The organism is Geodermatophilus sp. SYSU D00742, assembly GCF_054049935.1.
The window spans coordinates 44,189-61,475 of sequence record NZ_JBJGYJ010000001.1 but is presented as its reverse complement, the minus strand read 5'-3'; the positions used below and the strand labels follow the sequence as shown (position 1 = coordinate 61,475).

The following is a 17,287-nucleotide window of genomic DNA, read 5'->3' as shown; positions in this document are numbered from 1 at the left end:
ACCACGGGAACGCTCCGGCGGCGCGCCACGTCCCCGCGGGGGCCCCGGAATGAGGGGGCTGCGCCGCCTGGGCCCGGCCGTCCTGGCCCCGGTCCTGGCCGTCGTCGTCGCGATCGTCATCTCCGGGCTGGTCATGGCCGCCCTGCAGGTGAACCCGTTCCGGGTGTTCGAGGTGATGCTGGACTTCGGTGACACCCCGACCCAGCAGGTCACCGCGATCGTGGTGGTGCTCAACCGGGCCGTGCCGCTGTTCCTGGCCGGCCTGGCCGTCGCCATCGCGTTCCGCATGGGGCTGTTCAACATCGGCGTCGAGGGCCAGTACCGGCTGGCCACGATCATGGCCGCCGCCATCGGCGCCGCCGTGACCCTGCCCGGCCCGCTGCACGTGCTGCTGATCGTGGTCGTCGCGATGGCGGTGGCCGCCATCTGGGCGGGCATCGTCGCCGTCCTGAAGGTGACCCGCGGCGTCAGCGAGGTCATCAGCTCGATCATGCTCAACTTCATCGCCCTGGGCATCGCGTCGTTCCTGCTCACCGGCCCGTTCCGGGGCAGCCCCGAGGGGGCGTCGATCATCAGCACCGCGGAGATCCCCGAGTCCGGCTGGATGCCCGGCCTCAACGGGGTCTTCGACCTGCTCGGCCTGGCCAACCCGCCGCGGCAGCTGTACGGCTTCCTCGTCGTGGCGCTGGTCGTGGGCGTCGCGATCGCGGTGCTGCTCAACCGCACCCGGTTCGGCTTCGACCTGCGGGCCACCGGGCTCTCGCCGTCGGCGGCGCGGGCCAGCGGCGTGGACGCCCGGGCGATGGTGGTCAAGACGATGCTGCTGTCCGGGGCGGTGGCCGGGCTGATCGGCCTGCCCGACCTGCTGGGCACGACGCACAGCTACACCACCGACTTCACCGCCGGTCTGGGCTTCCTCGGCATCGCCGTGGCGCTGCTCGGCCGCAACAACCCGGTGGGCATCGCGTTCGCGGCGTTGCTGTTCGCCTTCCTCGACCGCGCGCTCGTGCCGCTGCAGATCGCGGACTTCCCGTCCTCGGTGGTCACGATCATCCAGGGGACCATCGTGCTCGCCGTGGTGATCTCCAACGAGGTCGCGCGGCGGATCGCGCTGCGTGCCGCGGAGCGCGGCTCGGCGCAGGCGGCTCCCGCGCCGGTGGCCGGCGACGGCAGCAGCGGCCCGGGGCAGACCACGGACGTCGGGGGTGCGGGGACGGGCGCGGGCGTCAGCCCGACCGCCGGCGCCGGCCGGCAGACCGACGAGCGGCAGGGGACCGGGGCATGAACGCACCCCGCGATGACGCTCCGCTGGCGCTCCACGTCTCCGAGGGGACCCCCGAATGAGCACTGTCGTGACCTCACAGGAGACCCGGCCGGCTCGCGGCCCGGTCGGTGAGCTCTTCCTCGGGGGCAGCCGCGCCCGCCGGGTCACCTGGCTGGTGGTCGGCGCGCTCGTGCTCCTCTCCGCCGTCCGCGTGATCAGCGGCGAGCAGGCGCTCACGTCGTCGTCCACGCTCTCGGCGGCGCTGCTGCTGGCCGTGCCCATCGGGCTGGCCGCCCTCGGCGGCCTGTTCTCCGAGCGGGCCGGCGTGGTCAACATCGGCCTCGACGGGATGATGACCCTGGGTACCTGGGGCGCGGGCTTCGCCGGCTACCAGTGGGGCTGGGGGGCCGCGCTGCTCGGCGGGCTGCTGTTCGGCGCGCTGGGTGGCCTGCTGCACGCCGTCGCCACGGTGACCTTCGGCGTCGACCACGTCGTCTCCGGTGTGGCGATCAACATCCTCGCCGCCGGTGTCGTGCGTTTCCTCTCCGAGCTCTACTACACCGACAACCCCGCCGGGGGCGGCGTCACGCAGTCGCCGGCCGTCTCCGGCAACCAGCCGGAGTTCTCGGTGCCGGTGCTGTCCTCGGGCCCGGACCTGCTCGGTGACCTCGAGCGGCAGGGCTGGTTCCTCGTCAGCGACCTCGCCGGCATCCTGCGCGGGCTGACCAGCGGGGTGGGCCTGCTCACCGTGCTGGCGGTGCTGCTGGTGCCGGCCTCCTACCTGCTGCTGTGGCGGACGGCCTTCGGGCTGCGGCTGCGCGCCTGCGGTGAGAACCCGGCGGCCGCGGACTCCCTCGGTGTCCCCGTCTACCGGCTGAAGTACGTCGCCGTGGTGATCTCCGGCGCGCTGGCCGGCATGGGTGGGGTGTTCCTGGTCTTCATCGCCGGCATCTACCGCGAGGGGCAGACCAACGGCCGCGGGTTCATCGGACTGGCCGCGCTGATCTTCGGCAACTGGCGTCCCGGCGGGCTGGCGGCCGGCGCGGGCCTGTTCGGCTTCGCCGACGCGCTCCAGCTGCGCAGCCGGTCGGCCGTGGTGGCGCTGTTCCTGCTGGTCGCGGTCCTGCTGGCCGCCGTCGCCGTCTGGCAGGCGGTGCACCGGCACGCGGTGCGGGCGGTGCTGGCCGCCGTCGTCGCCGCCGGGGCCCTGACCGGGTTCCTGACCATCGACCAGCTCGCCCCCGGCCTGGTGTCGTTCACGCCGCACCTGACCACGCTGCTGGTCCTGTCGCTGGCGTCCCAGCGACTCCGGATGCCCAAGGCCGACGGGCTCGTGTACCGACGAGGGGAGCACTAGTGAGGGAGCCGGACTGGGACGCGCTGCGTGCCGCCGCCCGGGAGGCCATGACCCACGCCTACGCCCCCTACTCGCGGTTCCCGGTGGGGGTCGCGGGGCTGGTCGACGACGGGCGCGTGGTCACCGGCTGCAACGTCGAGAACGCCTCGTACGGGCTGGGCCTGTGTGCCGAGTGCGGCATGGTCAGCGACCTCGCGCGCACCGGCGGCGGCCGGCTGGTCGCGGTCGCCTGCGTCGGCGGTGACGGCCGGCCGCTCATGCCCTGCGGGCGCTGCCGGCAGCTGCTGTGGGAGCACGGCGGGGCCGACATGCTCATCGAGACCGTCTCGCTCGGCATCGTGCCGATGCGCGAGGTGCTGCCCGACGCCTTCGGCCCGGAGGACCTGGCAGCCGCCGCCACGCGGCCCGACGGGGCGGTCGCCGCGGCGGAACGGGGGCAGGGCTGATGGCCGCCTTCGACGCGATCGACGTCATCAGGGCCAAGCGGGACGGCGTCGAGCTGACCGCGGACCAGATCCGCTGGGTGGTCGACGCCTACACCGCCGGCATGGTGCCCGACGAGCAGATGAGCGCGCTGCTCATGGCGGTGTTCTTCCGCGGGATGAGCACCGACGAGCTCGCCGTCTGGACCCGGGCGATGATCGACTCGGGGGAGCGCAAGGACCTCTCGCCGCTGGGCCGGCCGACCGCCGACAAGCACTCCACCGGCGGCGTCGGCGACAAGACCACGCTGCCGCTGGCGCCGCTGGTCGCCGCGTGCGGGGTGGCGGTGCCCCAGCTGTCGGGGCGGGGGCTGGGCCACACCGGCGGCACGCTGGACAAGCTCGAGGCGATCCCCGGCTGGCGGGCCGACGTGCACGAGGAGGCGTACCTGGCGCAGCTGCGCGAGGTGGGCGCGGTCATCTGCGCGGCCGGCAACGACCTCGCCCCGGCGGACAAGAAGCTCTACGCGCTGCGCGACGTCACCGGGACGGTCGAGTCGGTCCCGCTGATCGCCAGCTCGATCATGAGCAAGAAGATCGCCGAGGGCGCCGACGCGCTGGTGCTCGACGTCAAGACCGGCTCGGGGGCGTTCATGAAGGACCCCGACGCCTCCCGGGAACTGGCCCGCACGATGGTCGGGCTGGGGGAGGCCGCCGGGGTGCGCACGGTGGCGCTGGTGACGGCGATGGACCGGCCGCTGGGCCGCGCCGCGGGCAACGCCGTCGAGGTGGCGGAGTCGGTGGAGGTGCTCGCCGGCGGCGGGCCGACCGACGTCGTCGAGCTCACCCTCGCCCTGGCCCGGGAGATGCTGGCCGGCGCCGGCCGGGCCGACGTCGACCCGGCGGACGCGCTGCGCGACGGCCGGGCCATGGACGTGTGGCGCCGGATGGTCGCCGCGCAGGGCGGCGACCCCGACGCGCCGCTCCCGCAGCCGGCCGAGAAGCACGTGGTGACCGCCCCGGCGACCGGCACGCTCACCCGGCTCGACGCCTACGCGCTCGGCGTGGCCGCGTGGCGGCTGGGCGCGGGCCGGGCGCGCAAGGAGGACCCGGTGTCGGCCGCGGCCGGGGTCACCTGGACCGCCGGGGTGGGGGAGCAGGTCACCGCGGGCCAGCCGCTGCTGGAGTTGCACACCGACGACCCGGCGCGCATCGAGCGGGCGTTGGAGGCCCTCGACGGCGCGGTCGGCGTCGACACCGACGACGTCCCGCTGCCCCTGGTGCTGGACCGCATCACCGCCTCCTGACCTCCTCCCGTGCAGGTCCGCGGGACCTGCACGGGAGGGGTGGGCGCGGACCCACAGGCGCGGAGAGGACACTGACCCCTCGTGACACGAACGCCCGCCGCGACCGCGCCCGGTGCGGTACACCCCGCGACGCCTCTGGACCCGGACGCCGCCATCTCGGTGCGCGGCCTGGTCAAGCGCTACGGCGGGAGCACCGCCGTCGCCGGCCTGGACCTCGACATCCGCCGGGGGGAGATCTTCGCGCTGCTCGGCCCGAACGGCGCCGGGAAGACCACCACGGTGGAGATCCTCGAGGGCTACCGGCAGCGGGACGGCGGCGACGTCCGGGTACTGGGCGTGGACCCGGCGACCGGCGGGCGGCGCTGGAAGGCCGACATCGGCATCGTGCTGCAGTCCGGCGCCGGCGACAGCCAGCTGACCTGCCTGGAGCTGCTGCGGGCCCAGGCGTCCTACTACGCGGACCCGCGCGACCCGGCCGAGGTGCTCGAGCTCGTGGGGCTCACCGAGAAGGCCGGCTCCCGCGGCCGCAGCCTCTCCGGCGGGCAGCGGCGCCGGCTGGACGTCGCGCTCGGCATCGTCGGCCGTCCCCGGCTGCTGTTCCTCGACGAGCCCACGACGGGCTTCGACCCGGAGGCCCGCCGCCAGTTCTGGTCGCTGATCCGGTCGTTGCGCGACCTGGGGACGACGATGCTGCTGACGACGCACTACCTGGACGAGGCCGAGGAGCTGGCCGACCGGGTCGGCGTCATCGCCCGCGGCCGGCTGGTCGAGGTGGCCGTGCCCGCCGAGCTCGGCGGGCGGGGCCAGGCGCCGGCGGTGGTCACCTGGACCGAGGACGGCGTGCGGCGCACCGCCGAGACCGCCGTCCCCACCGCGTTCGTGCGTGACCTGGCCGCCCGGTTCCCGGGGGAGGTGCCCGACCTCGCCGTCGCCCGCCCCACCCTGGAGGACGTGTACCTGCGGATGATCGGAGAGCCGGCGTGACGGCGACCACGGAGCGTCCGCTGCCCTCGGTGGGCAGCGTGTGCCGCACCCGCGCGGGGGTGGAGCTCAAGGAGTTCTTCCGTCAGCGCGAGTCGGTCGTCTTCACGCTGATGTTCCCCGTGATCCTGCTGCTGGTCTTCGGGGCGGTGCTCGACTACGACCTGGGCAGCGGTGTCTCCTTCACCCAGTACTTCATGGCCGGGGTCATCGCCGCGGGCATCCTCGGCGCCAGCCTGCAGAACATGGCCATCAGCATCGCCACCGAGCGCTCGGACGGGACGCTGAAGGGCCTGGCCGGGACGCCGATGCCCAAGAGCGCCTTCTTCGTCGGCAAGGTGGTGCAGGTCCTCGTCGTCACCGTGGCGATCGTGGTCATCCTGCTGGCCATCGGCGCGGTCTTCTACGACGTCGACCTCCCCTCCGGCGCGGACTGGGTGACCTTCGCCTGGGTCGCCGGGCTCGGCTCGGCCGCGTGCACGCTGCTGGGCATCGCGGTGTCCAGCCTCGCCCGCAACGGCCGGTCCGCCTCGGCCACCGTCACGCCCGTCGCGCTGGTGCTGCAGTTCATCTCGGGGGTGTTCTTCCAGTTCAGCGAGGTCCCGACCTGGCTGCAGACCGTCGCCGCCGTCTTCCCGCTCAAGTGGATGGCCCAGGGCCTGCGGTCGGTGTTCCTCCCCGACGCGCTCGCCGCGCAGGAGCCGGCCGGCACCTGGGAGCTCGGCCGGGTCGCACTCGTGCTCGGGCTCTGGTGCGTCGTCGGCCTCGCCCTGTGCGTGAAGACCTTCCGCTGGCAGGACCGCTGACCTCGTCGTCCCACCGGGCGACACCGCGGCCGGGGGCCGTTCCCCTGGATGGCCGAGCCGCCTCGGCCGGGTGTCCGTCCCCGGCTCAAGTCGGCGCACGGAGCGGACGACAATGACCCGGTGTCCGCACCCCTCGACGCCGCGTCCCTCCGCCGGGCCCCGAAGGTCCTCCTGCACGACCACCTGGACGGCGGGCTGCGGCCGCAGACGGTGCTCGAGCTCGCCGACGAGTGCGGCTACCGCGGCCTGCCCACGGACGACGCCGGCGAGCTGGGCCGCTGGTTCCAGGCGGCGGCCGACTCCGGCTCGCTGGAGCGCTACCTGCAGACGTTCGCGCACACCGTCGCGGTGATGCAGCGGCCGGAGGCGGTGCGGCGGGTGGCGCGCGAGTGCGCCCTCGACCTCGCCGCCGACGGCGTGGTCTACGCGGAGGTGCGCATGGCACCGGAGCTGCTGACCGCCATGCCGATGGACACCGCGGTCGAGGCGATGCTCGACGGCTACGCCCAGGGCGCCGCGGAGGCCGCGGCGGCCGGCACCCCGATCACCGTGGGCACCCTGCTGTGCGCCATGCGGCAGAACGACCGCTGGGACGAGGTGGCCGGGCTCGTCGTCCGTCACCGGGACGCCGGGGTGGTCGGTTTCGACCTGGCCGGCCCGGAGAGCGGCTTCCCGCCCGACCGGCACCCCTCGGCGATCGCGCTGCTCCACCGGGCCGGCGCGCACCGCACCGTCCACGCCGGCGAGGCGGCGGGGATCGACAGCATCGTGGCGGCCCTCGACGGGGCCTGCGCGGAGCGGCTGGGTCACGGCGTCCGCATCGCCGACGAGGTGGGCGCCGACGGCTGCCTGGGCCCGGTGGCGCAGCGGGTCCGGGACGAGCAGGTCACCCTCGAGGTCGCGCCGTCGTCCAACGTGCAGACCGGCGCCTACCCCTCGCTGGCCGAGCACCCGGTGGACCGGCTGCACCGGCTGGGCTTCGCGGTCACGCTCAACACCGACAACCGGCTGATGAGCGGGGTCTCGGCGTCCAGCGAGCTCACCGACGTGGTGACCACCTTCGGCTGGGGCTGGGACGACGTGCAGGTGGTCGCCGAGCGGGCGCTGGGGGCGGCGTTCGCCGACGAGGCGGAGCGGAAGCGGCTGCTGACCGACGTCGTGCGGCCCGGGTACGCGCTCCTGCGCGGATGAGGGTGGCGCGGGCCACCCCGCGCTGGGGAATCACGCCGCGGGCTGCGCTGCTACTTTGGGTACACCGGCACTCGCCGGTCATCCTCCGGACGGTCCGTCCGGGTAAGAGCGCATCCGTGCAGATCCGGGCGTCACAGCTGACGTGAGCGATCGCCAGTGAGGACGCCGGTCGACGGCGTTCACGCATGACCACGGGACGCGCCCGAGAAGCATCGGAGTCCCACACCCGTATGACCACGTTCGACGCTGTCGACGTCCAGACCACCCCTCAGCACACCCCCGAGGTCGAGGCCCCCGCCGGCCCCACCTTCGGGCAGCTGGGCCTGCCCCAGCAGCTGGTGACCGCCCTCGAGCGGCGCGGCATCCGCCACCCCTTCGCCATCCAGACCTCGGCCCTGCCCGACGCCCTGGCCGGCCGTGACGTGCTCGGCAAGGCCGCCACGGGCTCGGGCAAGACGCTGGCCTTCGGCCTCCCGCTGCTGGCCCGCATCGGTGCCGAGGTCAAGACCGGCCGGCGTGCCCCGCGCGGCCTGGTGCTCGTCCCGACCCGCGAGCTCGCCCAGCAGGTGTCCGACAACCTGGCGCCGCTCGGCCAGTCCATCGGCGTGCACGTCACCACCGTCTACGGCGGTGCCCCCATGTACCGCCAGATCCAGCAGCTGCGCCGCGGCGTCGACGTCGTCATCGCCACCCCCGGCCGGCTGCAGGACCTGATCAGCCAGGGCGAGGCGACCCTCGACGAGGTCGTCGTCACCGTCCTGGACGAGGCCGACTTCATGGCCGACCTGGGCTTCCTCCCGGTCGTGCAGGAGCTGCTCGACCAGACCGCCCCCGACGCCCAGCGGCTGCTGTTCTCGGCCACGCTGGACGGCGAGGTCGACGCCCTCGTCCGCCGGTACCTGAAGGACCCGGCCCGGCACGAGGTCAAGCGGGCCGGGGACGACGCCCCGCCGGCCGAGCACCTCGCGTTCAGCCTCGCCTTCCGCGACAAGCTGCAGGTGGCCACCGAGCTGGCCGGGCGCCCGGGCCGCACGATCGTCTTCGCGCGGACCCAGCTCGGCGTGGACCGGCTGACCGAGAACCTGCAGGCCGCCGGCATCAAGGCCCAGGCCATCCACGGCGGGCTCCCGCAGTCGGCGCGCAAGCGCGCGCTGGAGGCGTTCACCGACGCCCGCAGCCCGGTGCTCGTCGCCACCGACGTCGCCGCCCGCGGCATCCACGTCGACGACGTCTCGCTGGTCCTGCACTACGACCCGCCGGCGGACGCCAAGACCTACCTGCACCGTTCGGGCCGGACCGCCCGCGCGGGTGCCGCCGGTGTCGTCGTCTCCCTGCTGCTGCCCGACCAGGTGGGCCAGGCCAAGCGCCGGTTCCGCTCGGCCAAGGTGGACCCGATGGTGGACCGGATCCGTCCGGGTGACGCCCCGATCGCCGAGCTCGTCGCCAGTGGCGTGCACGTCGAGCCGGTCGAGCGTCCGGTGCGCGAGTCCCGCCGCTCCGCGGGCTCCGGTCCGCGGCGTCCGCGCCGCGAGGGTGACCGTCCGCGTCGCGACGGCGACCGGCCCCGTCGTCCCCACGGCGACCGTCCGGTGGGCGAGCGTTCCGAGCGTCCGCGCCGGGACGGCGAGCGCTCCTACGGCGACCGCCGGCCCAGCGGCTACCGCGGCCAGGGTGGCCGTCCCGGCCGGTCGGCGGACTTCTCCAACTGAGCGGACCCTCCTGCTGCCGCAGGAGGGTCCGACGGCAGCGGCCGGTCCCGGGGTCCCGGGGCCGGCCGCTGCCGTTGCGTGTGGTCGTCCGCTCGGCCCGTGACCGACACGGCGGGACGGGGTGACCGCCCCCGCGCCCTGCCTCAGTCCCGGAAGACCAGGGCCCCGCTCACCTCGGTGACGACCTCCTCCCAGGCCGACCGCAGCACCGCGGCGTCCTCGGCGCGCAGCGCGGCGTCGGGCTCCCGGTCGGCGCGGTCGACGGCCCGGCCCAGCGGCTCGGTCGGCTGCAGCAGCGCCTCGACCCGGGTCAGACCGGCGTACTCGGCGACGTCCCGCACGCCCTCGACCGGCTGGGTGAGGGCGCGGTGGGGGACCAGGCCGGCGGCCCCGTCGGCGACCTCCGCCATGACCTCGGACAGTTCGGTGAGGTCGTAGCGGTCCTGCTCGGAGGGCAGCGGCGGGACGTCGGTGCCGGCGACCTCGGGCCAGGAGGCGATCTCGGTGAGGTCGTGGTCCTCCTCTCCGGCGCAGAAGCGGGCGAGGTCGTCGGGCGAGGAGAACAGGTAGACCTCGCCGTCGCGACCCAGGAAGCGGGCCCGGTCGTCGACGTAGCAGCGCAGCGTCAGCCCGGCACCCTCCGGGACGACGAGCTCCACCGGCAGGATGCCCACGCCCTCCCAGAACTCCGCCGCCCGGGCGACCTCCGCGGCGGGCACGTCGAGCCGGCCCGGCCGGGCGATGGTGCTCACGGGGGTGACGGCGGCCGCCGTGGCGCCCGCGGCGGGGGTGGTCTGCACGGTGTCGGCCAGGTCGTCCTCGTCGTCCGCCTCGGCGGCCGACGGGTAGTCGGCGAGGTCGACGGTGCCGCCGCCGGTCCAGTCCAGGTGGGCCGAGAGCTCCTCCAGGACGTCCTCCCAGAGGTCGTCGAGCGCGCTGCCGACGCCCAGCCAGGCGTCCTCACCGGCGCGGCCGACGAAGGCGTCCACGCCCAGGCCCAGGGAGCCGATCTCGGGGCGGGCCACCAACTCGGCCAGGGCGCCGAACTCCCCGCCCCGTTCGACGTCGGCGGACGGCCGGCGGTCCAGGTCGACGTCGGCGTCGACGTCGCGGTCGTCGTCCTCGTCGGTCAGCTCGTCGTCGAGGTCGCCGTCCTCCTCGTCGTCGAGGTCCAGGCACTCGGCCAGCCGGCTGACGATGTCGATGGTGGCGGCCAGCTCCTCGACCGCCCAGCGGTCGGCGGCCTCCGCGGCGATGTCGTAGACGCCGTCGAGGTCGTAGCGGTGGTCGTCGTCGGGGGTGAGGTCCGCGGCGCCGAGCCCGACGACGACCGGCCACACCGGGTGGTCGGCCAGGTCGTGGTCGGTGCGGGTGCGGCAGAACGCGGCCAGGGCCGCCGGGGTCGGGAAGAGGTGGACGCTCGCGCGGTCACCCTCGGAGGTGCCGAGGAAGGCCTGCCACTCCTCGCCGTCCTCCTCCCACGGCGGGGCCCACAGGGTGTAGCCGGTGCGGTCGTCGACGGTGAGGGCGATGGGGACGATGCTCGGCCTTGCCACGGGCCACATCCTGCCCGGTCCGCCTGGAAGCGCACCTCCGGGTCGGTGAGGTGCTGGAGCGGCCGCCTCCCGACCGGCCCCGTCCAGGGGCCCGCCGCGGGCCCGCGTGGGGTGAGGGGGACGGGGTCCTCCGTCAGAGGCCCATCGGGTGCCACACCGTCTTCGTCTCCAGGAACGGCGTCAGCCGCGACAAGCCGGGGTCGGCGGTCCAGTCCGGCTCCTCCGCCGGGGGCCGGACCACCCGCTTGATGCTGCCCGCCGCGAGCCGCTCCAGCTCCATCGCGCGGCCGGCGGGGGCGCCGGTCAGGTCGATCGCGTCGACGTCGTCGTGCTCGGCCAGCCAGGGTCCGATCTCCTCGGCGTCCCCGGTCAGCAGGTTGACCACGCCGGGCGGGACGTCGCTGGTCGCGAGCACCTCGCCGAGGGTGACCGCGGGCAGCGGCCGGTCCCTCGACGTCACCACGACGGCGGTGTTGCCGCCGGCCAGCACGGGGGCGAGCACGCTGACCAGGCCGAGCAGCGAGGAGCGCTGCGGCGCGAGGACGGCGACCACGCCGGTGGGCTCGGGCAGCGAGAAGTCGAAGTACGGACCGGCGACCGGGTTGGCCCCGCCCAGGACGGCGCCGAGCTTGTCGGTCCAGCCCGCGTACCAGACCCAGCGGTCGATCGCGGCGTCGACGGCGGCGCGGGCCTTGGAGCCGGACAGGCCCTCACCCGCGGCGACCTCGTCGCAGAACTGGACGTGCCGGCCCTCCATCACCTCGGCCACGCGGTAGAGCACCTGGCCGCGGTTGTACGCGGTCGCGCCGGACCACCTGCCGAACGCGGCGCGGGCCGCCACCACGGCGTCCCGGGCGTCCTTGCGCGACGCCAGGGCGGCGTTGGCGAGGAAGTGCCCCTTGGCGTCGGTGACCTCGTAGGTGCGGCCGGACTCCGAGCGCGGGAACGCGCCGTTGACGTAGAGCTTGTAGGTCTTGCGGACGGCGAGTCGCTCGCTGCCGATCACTGGTCAGCACCTCTCAGGTACGCGGCCAGCCCGTGCCGGCCACCTTCGCGGCCGTACCCGGACTGCTTGTAGCCGCCGAAGGGCGACGTCGGGTCGAACTTGTTGAACGTGTTGGCCCAGACCACGCCGGCGCGCAGCCGGTCGGCGATCTCCAGGATCCGGGAGCCCTTCTCCGTCCAGATGCCCGCCGACAGGCCGTAGGTGGTGTTGTTGGCCTTGGCGACCGCCTCGTCCGGCGTCCGGAAGGTGAGCACCGACAGGACCGGCCCGAACACCTCGTCGCGGGCGATGCGGTGCGCGGGGGAGACGTCGGTGAACACCGTCGGCGGGAACCAGAAGCCCCGGGCGGGCAGCTCGCAGGCCGGCTGCCAGCGCCGCGCGCCCTCGGCCTCGCCGATGTCGGAGAGCTCGCGGATGCGGCCCAGCTGCTCCGCGGAGTTGATCGCCCCGATGTCGGTGTTCTTGTCCAGCGGGTCGCCGAGGCGCAGCGTGCCGATCCGCCGCTGCAGCGAGGCGATGACCTCGTCGTGGACGTTCTCCTGCACCAGCAGCCGGGAGCCGGCGCAGCAGACGTGCCCCTGGTTGGAGAAGATCCCCTGCACGATGCCCTCGACGGCCTGGTCGACCGGGGCGTCGTCGAACACGATGTTCGCCGCCTTGCCGCCGAGCTCCAGCGTCAGCTTCTTGCGGGTGCCGGCGACGGCACGGGCGATGGACCGGCCCACCTCGGTGGAGCCGGTGAACGCCACCTTGTCGACGTCGTCGTGCTCCACCACGGCCCGGCCGGTGTCGCCGGCGCCGGTGACGATGTTGACCACGCCGGGCGGCAGGTCGGCCTGCCGGCAGACCTCGGCGAACAGCAGCGCGGTCAGCGGGGTGGTCTCGGCGGGCTTGAGGACGACGGTGTTGCCGGTGGCCAGCGCGGGGGCGACCTTCCACGCCAGCATCAGCAGCGGGAAGTTCCACGGGATGACCTGACCGGCCACGCCCAGTGGCCGCGGGCCCGGCCCCAGGCCCGCCCAGTCGAGCTTGTCGGCCCAGCCCGCGTGGTAGAAGAAGTGCGCCGCGGCCAGGGGGACGTCGACGTCGCGGGACTCCCGGATCGGCTTGCCGTTGTCCAGCGACTCCAGGACGGCGAACTCCCGCGCCCGCTCCTGCAGGAGGCGGGCGATGCGGAACAGGTACTTGCCGCGGTCGACCGGGCGCATCGGGCCCCACACGCGGGTGGACGCCCGCCGGGCGGCCCTCACCGCGCGGTCGACGTCCTCCGCGGTGCCGGCGGCGACCTCGGAGAGGACCTCCTCGGTGGCCGGGTTCACCGTCTTGAAGGACTCGCCGCTGCCCTCGACGAACTCGCCGTCGACGAACAGGCCGTAGGACGGCGCGATGTCGACGATCGACCGCGACTCCGGGGCGGGGGCGTACTGGAAGGGGCTGGTCATCAGTCGACGCTCACGTGGTCGGGGCCGGAGTAGTGGCCGGTGCGCAGCTTCTGCCGCTGCAGGAGCAGGTCGTTGAGCAGGCTGGAGGCGCCGAAGCGAAACCAGTCGGGGGAGAGCCAGTCGGGCCCGGCGACCTCGTTGACGAGGACCAGGTGCCGGACGGCGTCCTTGGTGGTGCGGATGCCGCCGGCGGGCTTGACGCCGATCTGGCGTCCGGTGGCGGCGCGGAAGTCGCGGACCGCCTCCAGCATCACCAGGCAGACCGGCAGGGTCGCGGCGGGGGAGACCTTGCCGGTGGAGGTCTTGATGAAGTCGCCACCGGCGAGCATCGCCAGCCACGAGGCGCGGCGGACGGCGTCGAGGGTGACCAGCTCGCCGGTCTCGAGGATGACCTTGAGGTGGGCCTCGCCGCAGGCCTCCTTGACCGCGACGATCTCGTCGTAGACGTCGAGGTACCGGCCGGCGAGGAAGGCGCCGCGGTCGATGACCATGTCGATCTCGTCCGCGCCGCCCGCCACGGCGTCCCGGACGTCGGCGAGTTTCACCGCGAGGCTCGCCCGGCCGCTGGGGAAGGCGGTGGCGACGGCGGCGGTGTGGATGCCGGAGCCGGCCAGCGCCTCGGTGGCGACGCCGGCGAGGTCGCCGTAGACGCAGACCGCGGCCACCTGCGGGCACGACGGGTCGCCCGGGTCGGGACGGCGCGCCTTGGCGGCGAGGGAGCGCACCTTGCCCGGGGTGTCGGCGCCCTCCAGGGTGGTGAGGTCGACCATCGAGATGGCGGTGTCGATCGCCCAGGCCTTGGCGGTGGTCTTGATCGACCGGGTGCCGAGCACCGCGACACGCGACTCGGCGCCGACCTGGTCGACGCCCGGGAGGCCGTGCAGGAAGGCCCGGAAGGCGGCGTCCGAGCGGATCACGTCGCGGAACGGCGCCAGGGGCTCGCGCCGCGGCGGGGTCTCCGCCGTCAGGGCGTCGGGGTCGAGCACGTGGGTCATGGGGGCATTCTCCCCTGAGCGCGTCCCGGCCCGGCCGATACGGTGGCGCCCGTGCAGCTCACCGTCGTCGACCACCCGCTCGCCCGTGCCCGCCTGACCCGCATGCGGGACGAACGGACCGACAACGCGGCGTTCCGCGCGGCGCTGCGCGAGCTCACCCAGATGCTGGTCTACGAGGCCACCCGCGACCTCGCCGTGGCCGAGGACCCGATCACCACCCCGGTCACCACGACCACCGGCTACCGGCTGGCGGCCCCGCCGCTGATCGTGCCGGTCCTCCGGGCCGGGCTCGGCATGGCCGACACCGCGCACGGGATGCTGCCGGAGTCGCAGATGGGCTTCGTCGGCCTGGCCCGCAACGAGGAGACCTTCCAGCCGGAGGCGTACATGGCGTCCCTGCCCGCGTCGCTGGTCGACCGCGACGTGTTCGTCCTCGACCCGATGCTCGCCACCGGCGGGTCGCTGGTGCACTGCTGCGGGCTGTTGACCGCCCGCGGCGCCACCTCGATCACCGTGCTGTGCGCGCTCGCCGCGCCCCAGGGGATCACGCGGCTGGAGGAGAGCGGGCTGCCGCTGCGGGTCTTCACCGCCTCGGTCGACGAGGGGCTCAACGACAAGGCCTACATCGTGCCGGGGCTGGGCGACGCCGGGGACCGCCAGTTCGGGGCGGTGTGACCGTGCGCTTCGGGGTGCTCGGCACCGGGCACTGGGCACAGACCGTGCACGCCGCCGCGCTCGCGGAGCACCCGACGGCGTCGCTCGCGGGCGTCTGGGGTCGCGACCTGGCCAAGGCCGAGGCGGTGGGGGCGGAGTTCGACGTCCCGGGCTACGCCGACCTCGACGCCCTGCTGGCAGAGGTGGACGCGGTGGCGATCGCCGTCCCGCCGTCCGTGCAGGTCGGGCTGGTGGAACGAGCCGCAGCCGCCGGCAAGCACCTCCTGCTGGAGAAGCCCATCGGCCTGTCTCTGGCCGAGGCCGACCGGGTGGTCTCCGCGGTGCGGGCGGCCGGCGTCGCGTCGGTCGTCTTCTTCACCTTCCGCTTCCAGACCGGCACCGCCACGTGGCTGGCCCAGGCCGGGCGCACGATGCTCGCCGGCGGTGCCGGCACCTGGCTCAGCGCGCTGGCCGGCAGTCCCTTCGACTCGCCCTGGCGCCGCCAGCACGGGGCGCTGTGGGACATCGGCCCGCACGCGCTGTCACTGCTCCTGCCGGCGCTCGGGCCGGTGACGACGGTGCAGGCCGGCGGCGGGTCGGGTGACACCGTGCACCTGGTGGTGCAGCACTCGGCCGGGGTGTCGTCGACGGTGACCCTGTCGCACACCGTCGCGCCGATGTCGACGGGCATCGAGTTCTACGTGCACGGGGACGCCGGCCGCGTCGTCCTGCTGCCCGACACCGAGCACCCCGTCGAGGCGCTGTCGGTCGCGGTCGACGAGCTGGGCGCGGCTGCGATGACGGGCGGCACGCACCCCTGCGACGTCGGCTTCGGCCGGGACGTGGTCGCGGTGCTCGCGGCGGCCGAGCGGGCGCTCGCCTCGGGCTGCCGGGAGCCGGTCGAGCACTGAGGCTCCTCGGGCGGGCCGGTCCGGCTCAGTCGAAGGGGTTGGTGAGGACGGCGTTGGCCTGCAGGACGGCGAAGGTGACCGGCGGGCCCTCGGTGGTCGTCGTACCGGGGACGTCGGCGCCGGCCCCGCCGTCGACGCTGAAGGTGCCGCTCCAGGTGGTGGTCAGCGACGCGGTGTAGGTGCCGCTGCGGTACTCGTGGCTGACCGTGTGGTGCGGGTAGGGCGCGCCGGGGTCGGCGCTGGTGAGCTCGGTGCCGTCGCCGGTGTGCCAGGTGAAGCCGCTGGCCGTCGCGACGATGTCGACGTCGAACCCGCGGATGTCGACGGTGAAGGTCTGCGTCGTCGGGCCGTCGGTGTAGAAGACGACCGGCAGGCCCACCAGGCCGTTGCCGGGCGGCTGCTGCTGGGTCGGCAGCTGCGGCAGGGGCAGGGTCTGGAAGTAGCGGAACACCTCGCCGGGGGACGGCGGCGGGTTGAGCTCGGTGATGTCCACGCAGGTGCGGGTGATCGTTTGCCACTCCCCGATAGGCGTGCCCGGAGTAGTGCCGGGTGCCACTGGGAATCCGTCGACCGTCGTGCCGTCAGGAAGAACAAGTCTTCGCTGTTCAATGACCAGGAACTGGGCGACCCGCTCCGGCGGTGCGGGACAGAGCCGGTCATCCTCAGCGCGACATGTGTCCCCAGCGGCAGTGTCGTACTCGCACGGAGGCGTCAGCCGGTAGGTGTATGGGTGTGCCACTGAAGCCCCATGACTGGCGGTCCAGCCAGAGCCGGGCACATTCGCCGCAAGTGATGCGGTAAGCGCACCTGGCGCAGTGCCGACTTGGGCAGTGCCGCAGCCACGGCGACACTCCTGGGCAGAGGCCGGGGTAGTCAACGCAAACACTAAGGCCGCTGTCGCGATTGCTGTCGCCGCATACGAACTCTTGTGACGAGTCATCCGAGTGTCAGGCCAGTCAAGATCCACGTCTGGCTGGGTTGATGCCAGCGGGCGGACGCCCCTGAAGACAGCTGGTCATACGCGGGGAACGTCAGTCCTTGCACCGGGGCGCCACTGGTGTCCAGCACGCTCAGAGCTTCTTGATCCGCCACAAAGCCGATCTCTGCCTCCGAACCTGGAGGCGGGGACTTAATCCACGTGATGGTGATCTTTCCGCCCTGGTACCGATATCCAGCCTGCGCGTCTTGTTCGGTCTCCGTGGCAATGCGGTTGCACTCTGCGCAGCCGTTGCTGAACTCTCGGAGCGGGGCGGCGTCCATGACGGTGGACGTCCGGTTGATGAGGTCGATGTAGTACCGCACGAACGCCTCGGCACCGGCGGCGTCCTGGGTGCGGGCCTCGTCGGGCATCGGCAGGTCCGCCGGACCCAGGGGTGGGAGCTCCGCGTCCGACGGCTCGGCCTCCGGAGCCGCGCTCGGCAGGTTCTCGCTGGCCTGCTGCGCCTGCGCGCACCCGCCCAGCAGGGCCGCACCCACGGTCAGGCCGGCCACCAGTCGCAGCGTCGTGCGCCGTGCCACGTCGTCCACCCCCGAGTCGATCCACCAACCGCCGGGACACTACGGAGCGCGGCCGCCCCGGGCACGCAGCCCTGTGGACAACCACCCGATCGCATTGCCGGTGCATCTCGCGCCTTGCCGGTCCTGCAGGACCGGCAGGGCGGGAGGAACGGCGGCGGAGCGCGCGGC

The 17,287-nt window shown here is 74.0% G+C and carries 16 protein-coding genes; 10 read left to right on the top strand and 6 right to left on the bottom strand.

Annotated features, from left to right (window positions below; genetic code table 11):
• Positions 1–49: 49 nt before the first annotated feature.
• The 8 genes from ACI78V_RS00255 (at position 50) to ACI78V_RS00220 (ending at position 9,037) form a co-directional block, all read left to right on the top strand.
• Positions 50–1,285, top strand: a complete 1,236-nt coding sequence (locus ACI78V_RS00255; RefSeq protein WP_456847781.1) for an ABC transporter permease — start codon at positions 50–52, stop codon at positions 1,283–1,285.
• A gap of 67 nt (positions 1,286–1,352) precedes the next feature.
• Entirely contained in the window at positions 1,353–2,621 is a 1,269-nt protein-coding gene (locus ACI78V_RS00250; protein WP_456847780.1) for an ABC transporter permease, read from the top strand.
• Positions 2,621–3,067, top strand: coding sequence for a cytidine deaminase (locus ACI78V_RS00245; protein ID WP_456847779.1), 447 nt, complete (start codon positions 2,621–2,623; stop codon positions 3,065–3,067). The genes ACI78V_RS00250 and ACI78V_RS00245 overlap by 1 nt, the downstream gene beginning before the upstream one ends.
• The gene (locus ACI78V_RS00240; RefSeq protein WP_456847778.1) at positions 3,067–4,350 is read left to right on the top strand and encodes a thymidine phosphorylase; all 1,284 of its coding nucleotides are present in this window, start codon (positions 3,067–3,069) and stop codon (positions 4,348–4,350) included. Before ACI78V_RS00245 ends, ACI78V_RS00240 begins: the two co-directional genes overlap by 1 nt.
• Before the next feature lie 81 nt (positions 4,351–4,431).
• A complete protein-coding gene (locus ACI78V_RS00235) occupies positions 4,432–5,334 on the top strand; it encodes an ABC transporter ATP-binding protein (RefSeq protein WP_456847777.1) in 903 nt (300 codons plus the stop codon).
• Entirely contained in the window at positions 5,331–6,137 is an 807-nt protein-coding gene (locus tag ACI78V_RS00230; RefSeq protein ID WP_456847776.1) for an ABC transporter permease, read from the top strand. Before ACI78V_RS00235 ends, ACI78V_RS00230 begins: the two co-directional genes overlap by 4 nt.
• A 120-nt stretch (positions 6,138–6,257) precedes the next feature.
• Complete coding sequence (locus ACI78V_RS00225) at positions 6,258–7,328, top strand: adenosine deaminase (RefSeq protein ID WP_456847775.1); 1,071 nt, start codon at positions 6,258–6,260, stop codon at positions 7,326–7,328.
• A gap of 230 nt (positions 7,329–7,558) precedes the next feature.
• A complete protein-coding gene (locus tag ACI78V_RS00220) occupies positions 7,559–9,037 on the top strand; it encodes a DEAD/DEAH box helicase (protein ID WP_456847774.1) in 1,479 nt (492 codons plus the stop codon).
• Between the two features lie 143 nt (positions 9,038–9,180).
• Here ACI78V_RS00220 and ACI78V_RS00215 read toward each other — a convergent pair whose 3' ends face one another.
• The 4 genes from ACI78V_RS00215 to deoC form a co-directional block, all read right to left on the bottom strand.
• The gene (locus ACI78V_RS00215; RefSeq protein WP_456847773.1) at positions 9,181–10,602 is read right to left on the bottom strand and encodes a hypothetical protein; all 1,422 of its coding nucleotides are present in this window, start codon (positions 10,600–10,602) and stop codon (positions 9,181–9,183) included.
• Between the two features lie 124 nt (positions 10,603–10,726).
• Positions 10,727–11,599: an aldehyde dehydrogenase family protein gene (locus tag ACI78V_RS00210; protein ID WP_456847772.1), complete on the bottom strand. Its 873-nt coding sequence runs from the start codon at positions 11,597–11,599 to the stop codon at positions 10,727–10,729.
• Complete coding sequence (locus ACI78V_RS00205) at positions 11,596–13,041, bottom strand: aldehyde dehydrogenase family protein (protein WP_456847771.1); 1,446 nt, start codon at positions 13,039–13,041, stop codon at positions 11,596–11,598. Before ACI78V_RS00205 ends, ACI78V_RS00210 begins: the two co-directional genes overlap by 4 nt.
• The gene (deoC, locus tag ACI78V_RS00200) at positions 13,041–14,036 is read right to left on the bottom strand and encodes a deoxyribose-phosphate aldolase (protein WP_456847770.1); all 996 of its coding nucleotides are present in this window, start codon (positions 14,034–14,036) and stop codon (positions 13,041–13,043) included. The genes ACI78V_RS00205 and deoC overlap by 1 nt, the downstream gene beginning before the upstream one ends.
• A 51-nt stretch (positions 14,037–14,087) precedes the next feature.
• Here deoC and upp point away from each other — a divergent pair, with 51 nt between their 5' ends.
• Together upp and ACI78V_RS00190 are read left to right on the top strand one after the other, a co-directional pair.
• Entirely contained in the window at positions 14,088–14,711 is a 624-nt protein-coding gene (upp, locus tag ACI78V_RS00195) for a uracil phosphoribosyltransferase (RefSeq protein ID WP_456847769.1), read from the top strand.
• Positions 14,708–15,601: a Gfo/Idh/MocA family protein gene (locus ACI78V_RS00190; protein ID WP_456847768.1), complete on the top strand. Its 894-nt coding sequence runs from the start codon at positions 14,708–14,710 to the stop codon at positions 15,599–15,601. Before upp ends, ACI78V_RS00190 begins: the two co-directional genes overlap by 4 nt.
• Before the next feature lie 25 nt (positions 15,602–15,626).
• Here ACI78V_RS00190 and ACI78V_RS00185 read toward each other — a convergent pair whose 3' ends face one another.
• On the bottom strand, positions 15,627–16,094 hold the full coding sequence (locus tag ACI78V_RS00185) for a hypothetical protein (RefSeq protein WP_456847767.1): 468 nt from the start codon (positions 16,092–16,094) through the stop codon (positions 15,627–15,629).
• Positions 16,095–16,537: 443 nt separating this feature from the next.
• Positions 16,538–17,128 (bottom strand): DUF6318 family protein, encoded by a 591-nt coding sequence (locus ACI78V_RS00180; protein ID WP_456847766.1) that lies wholly within the window; start codon positions 17,126–17,128, stop codon positions 16,538–16,540.
• Positions 17,129–17,287 lie beyond the last annotated feature (159 nt).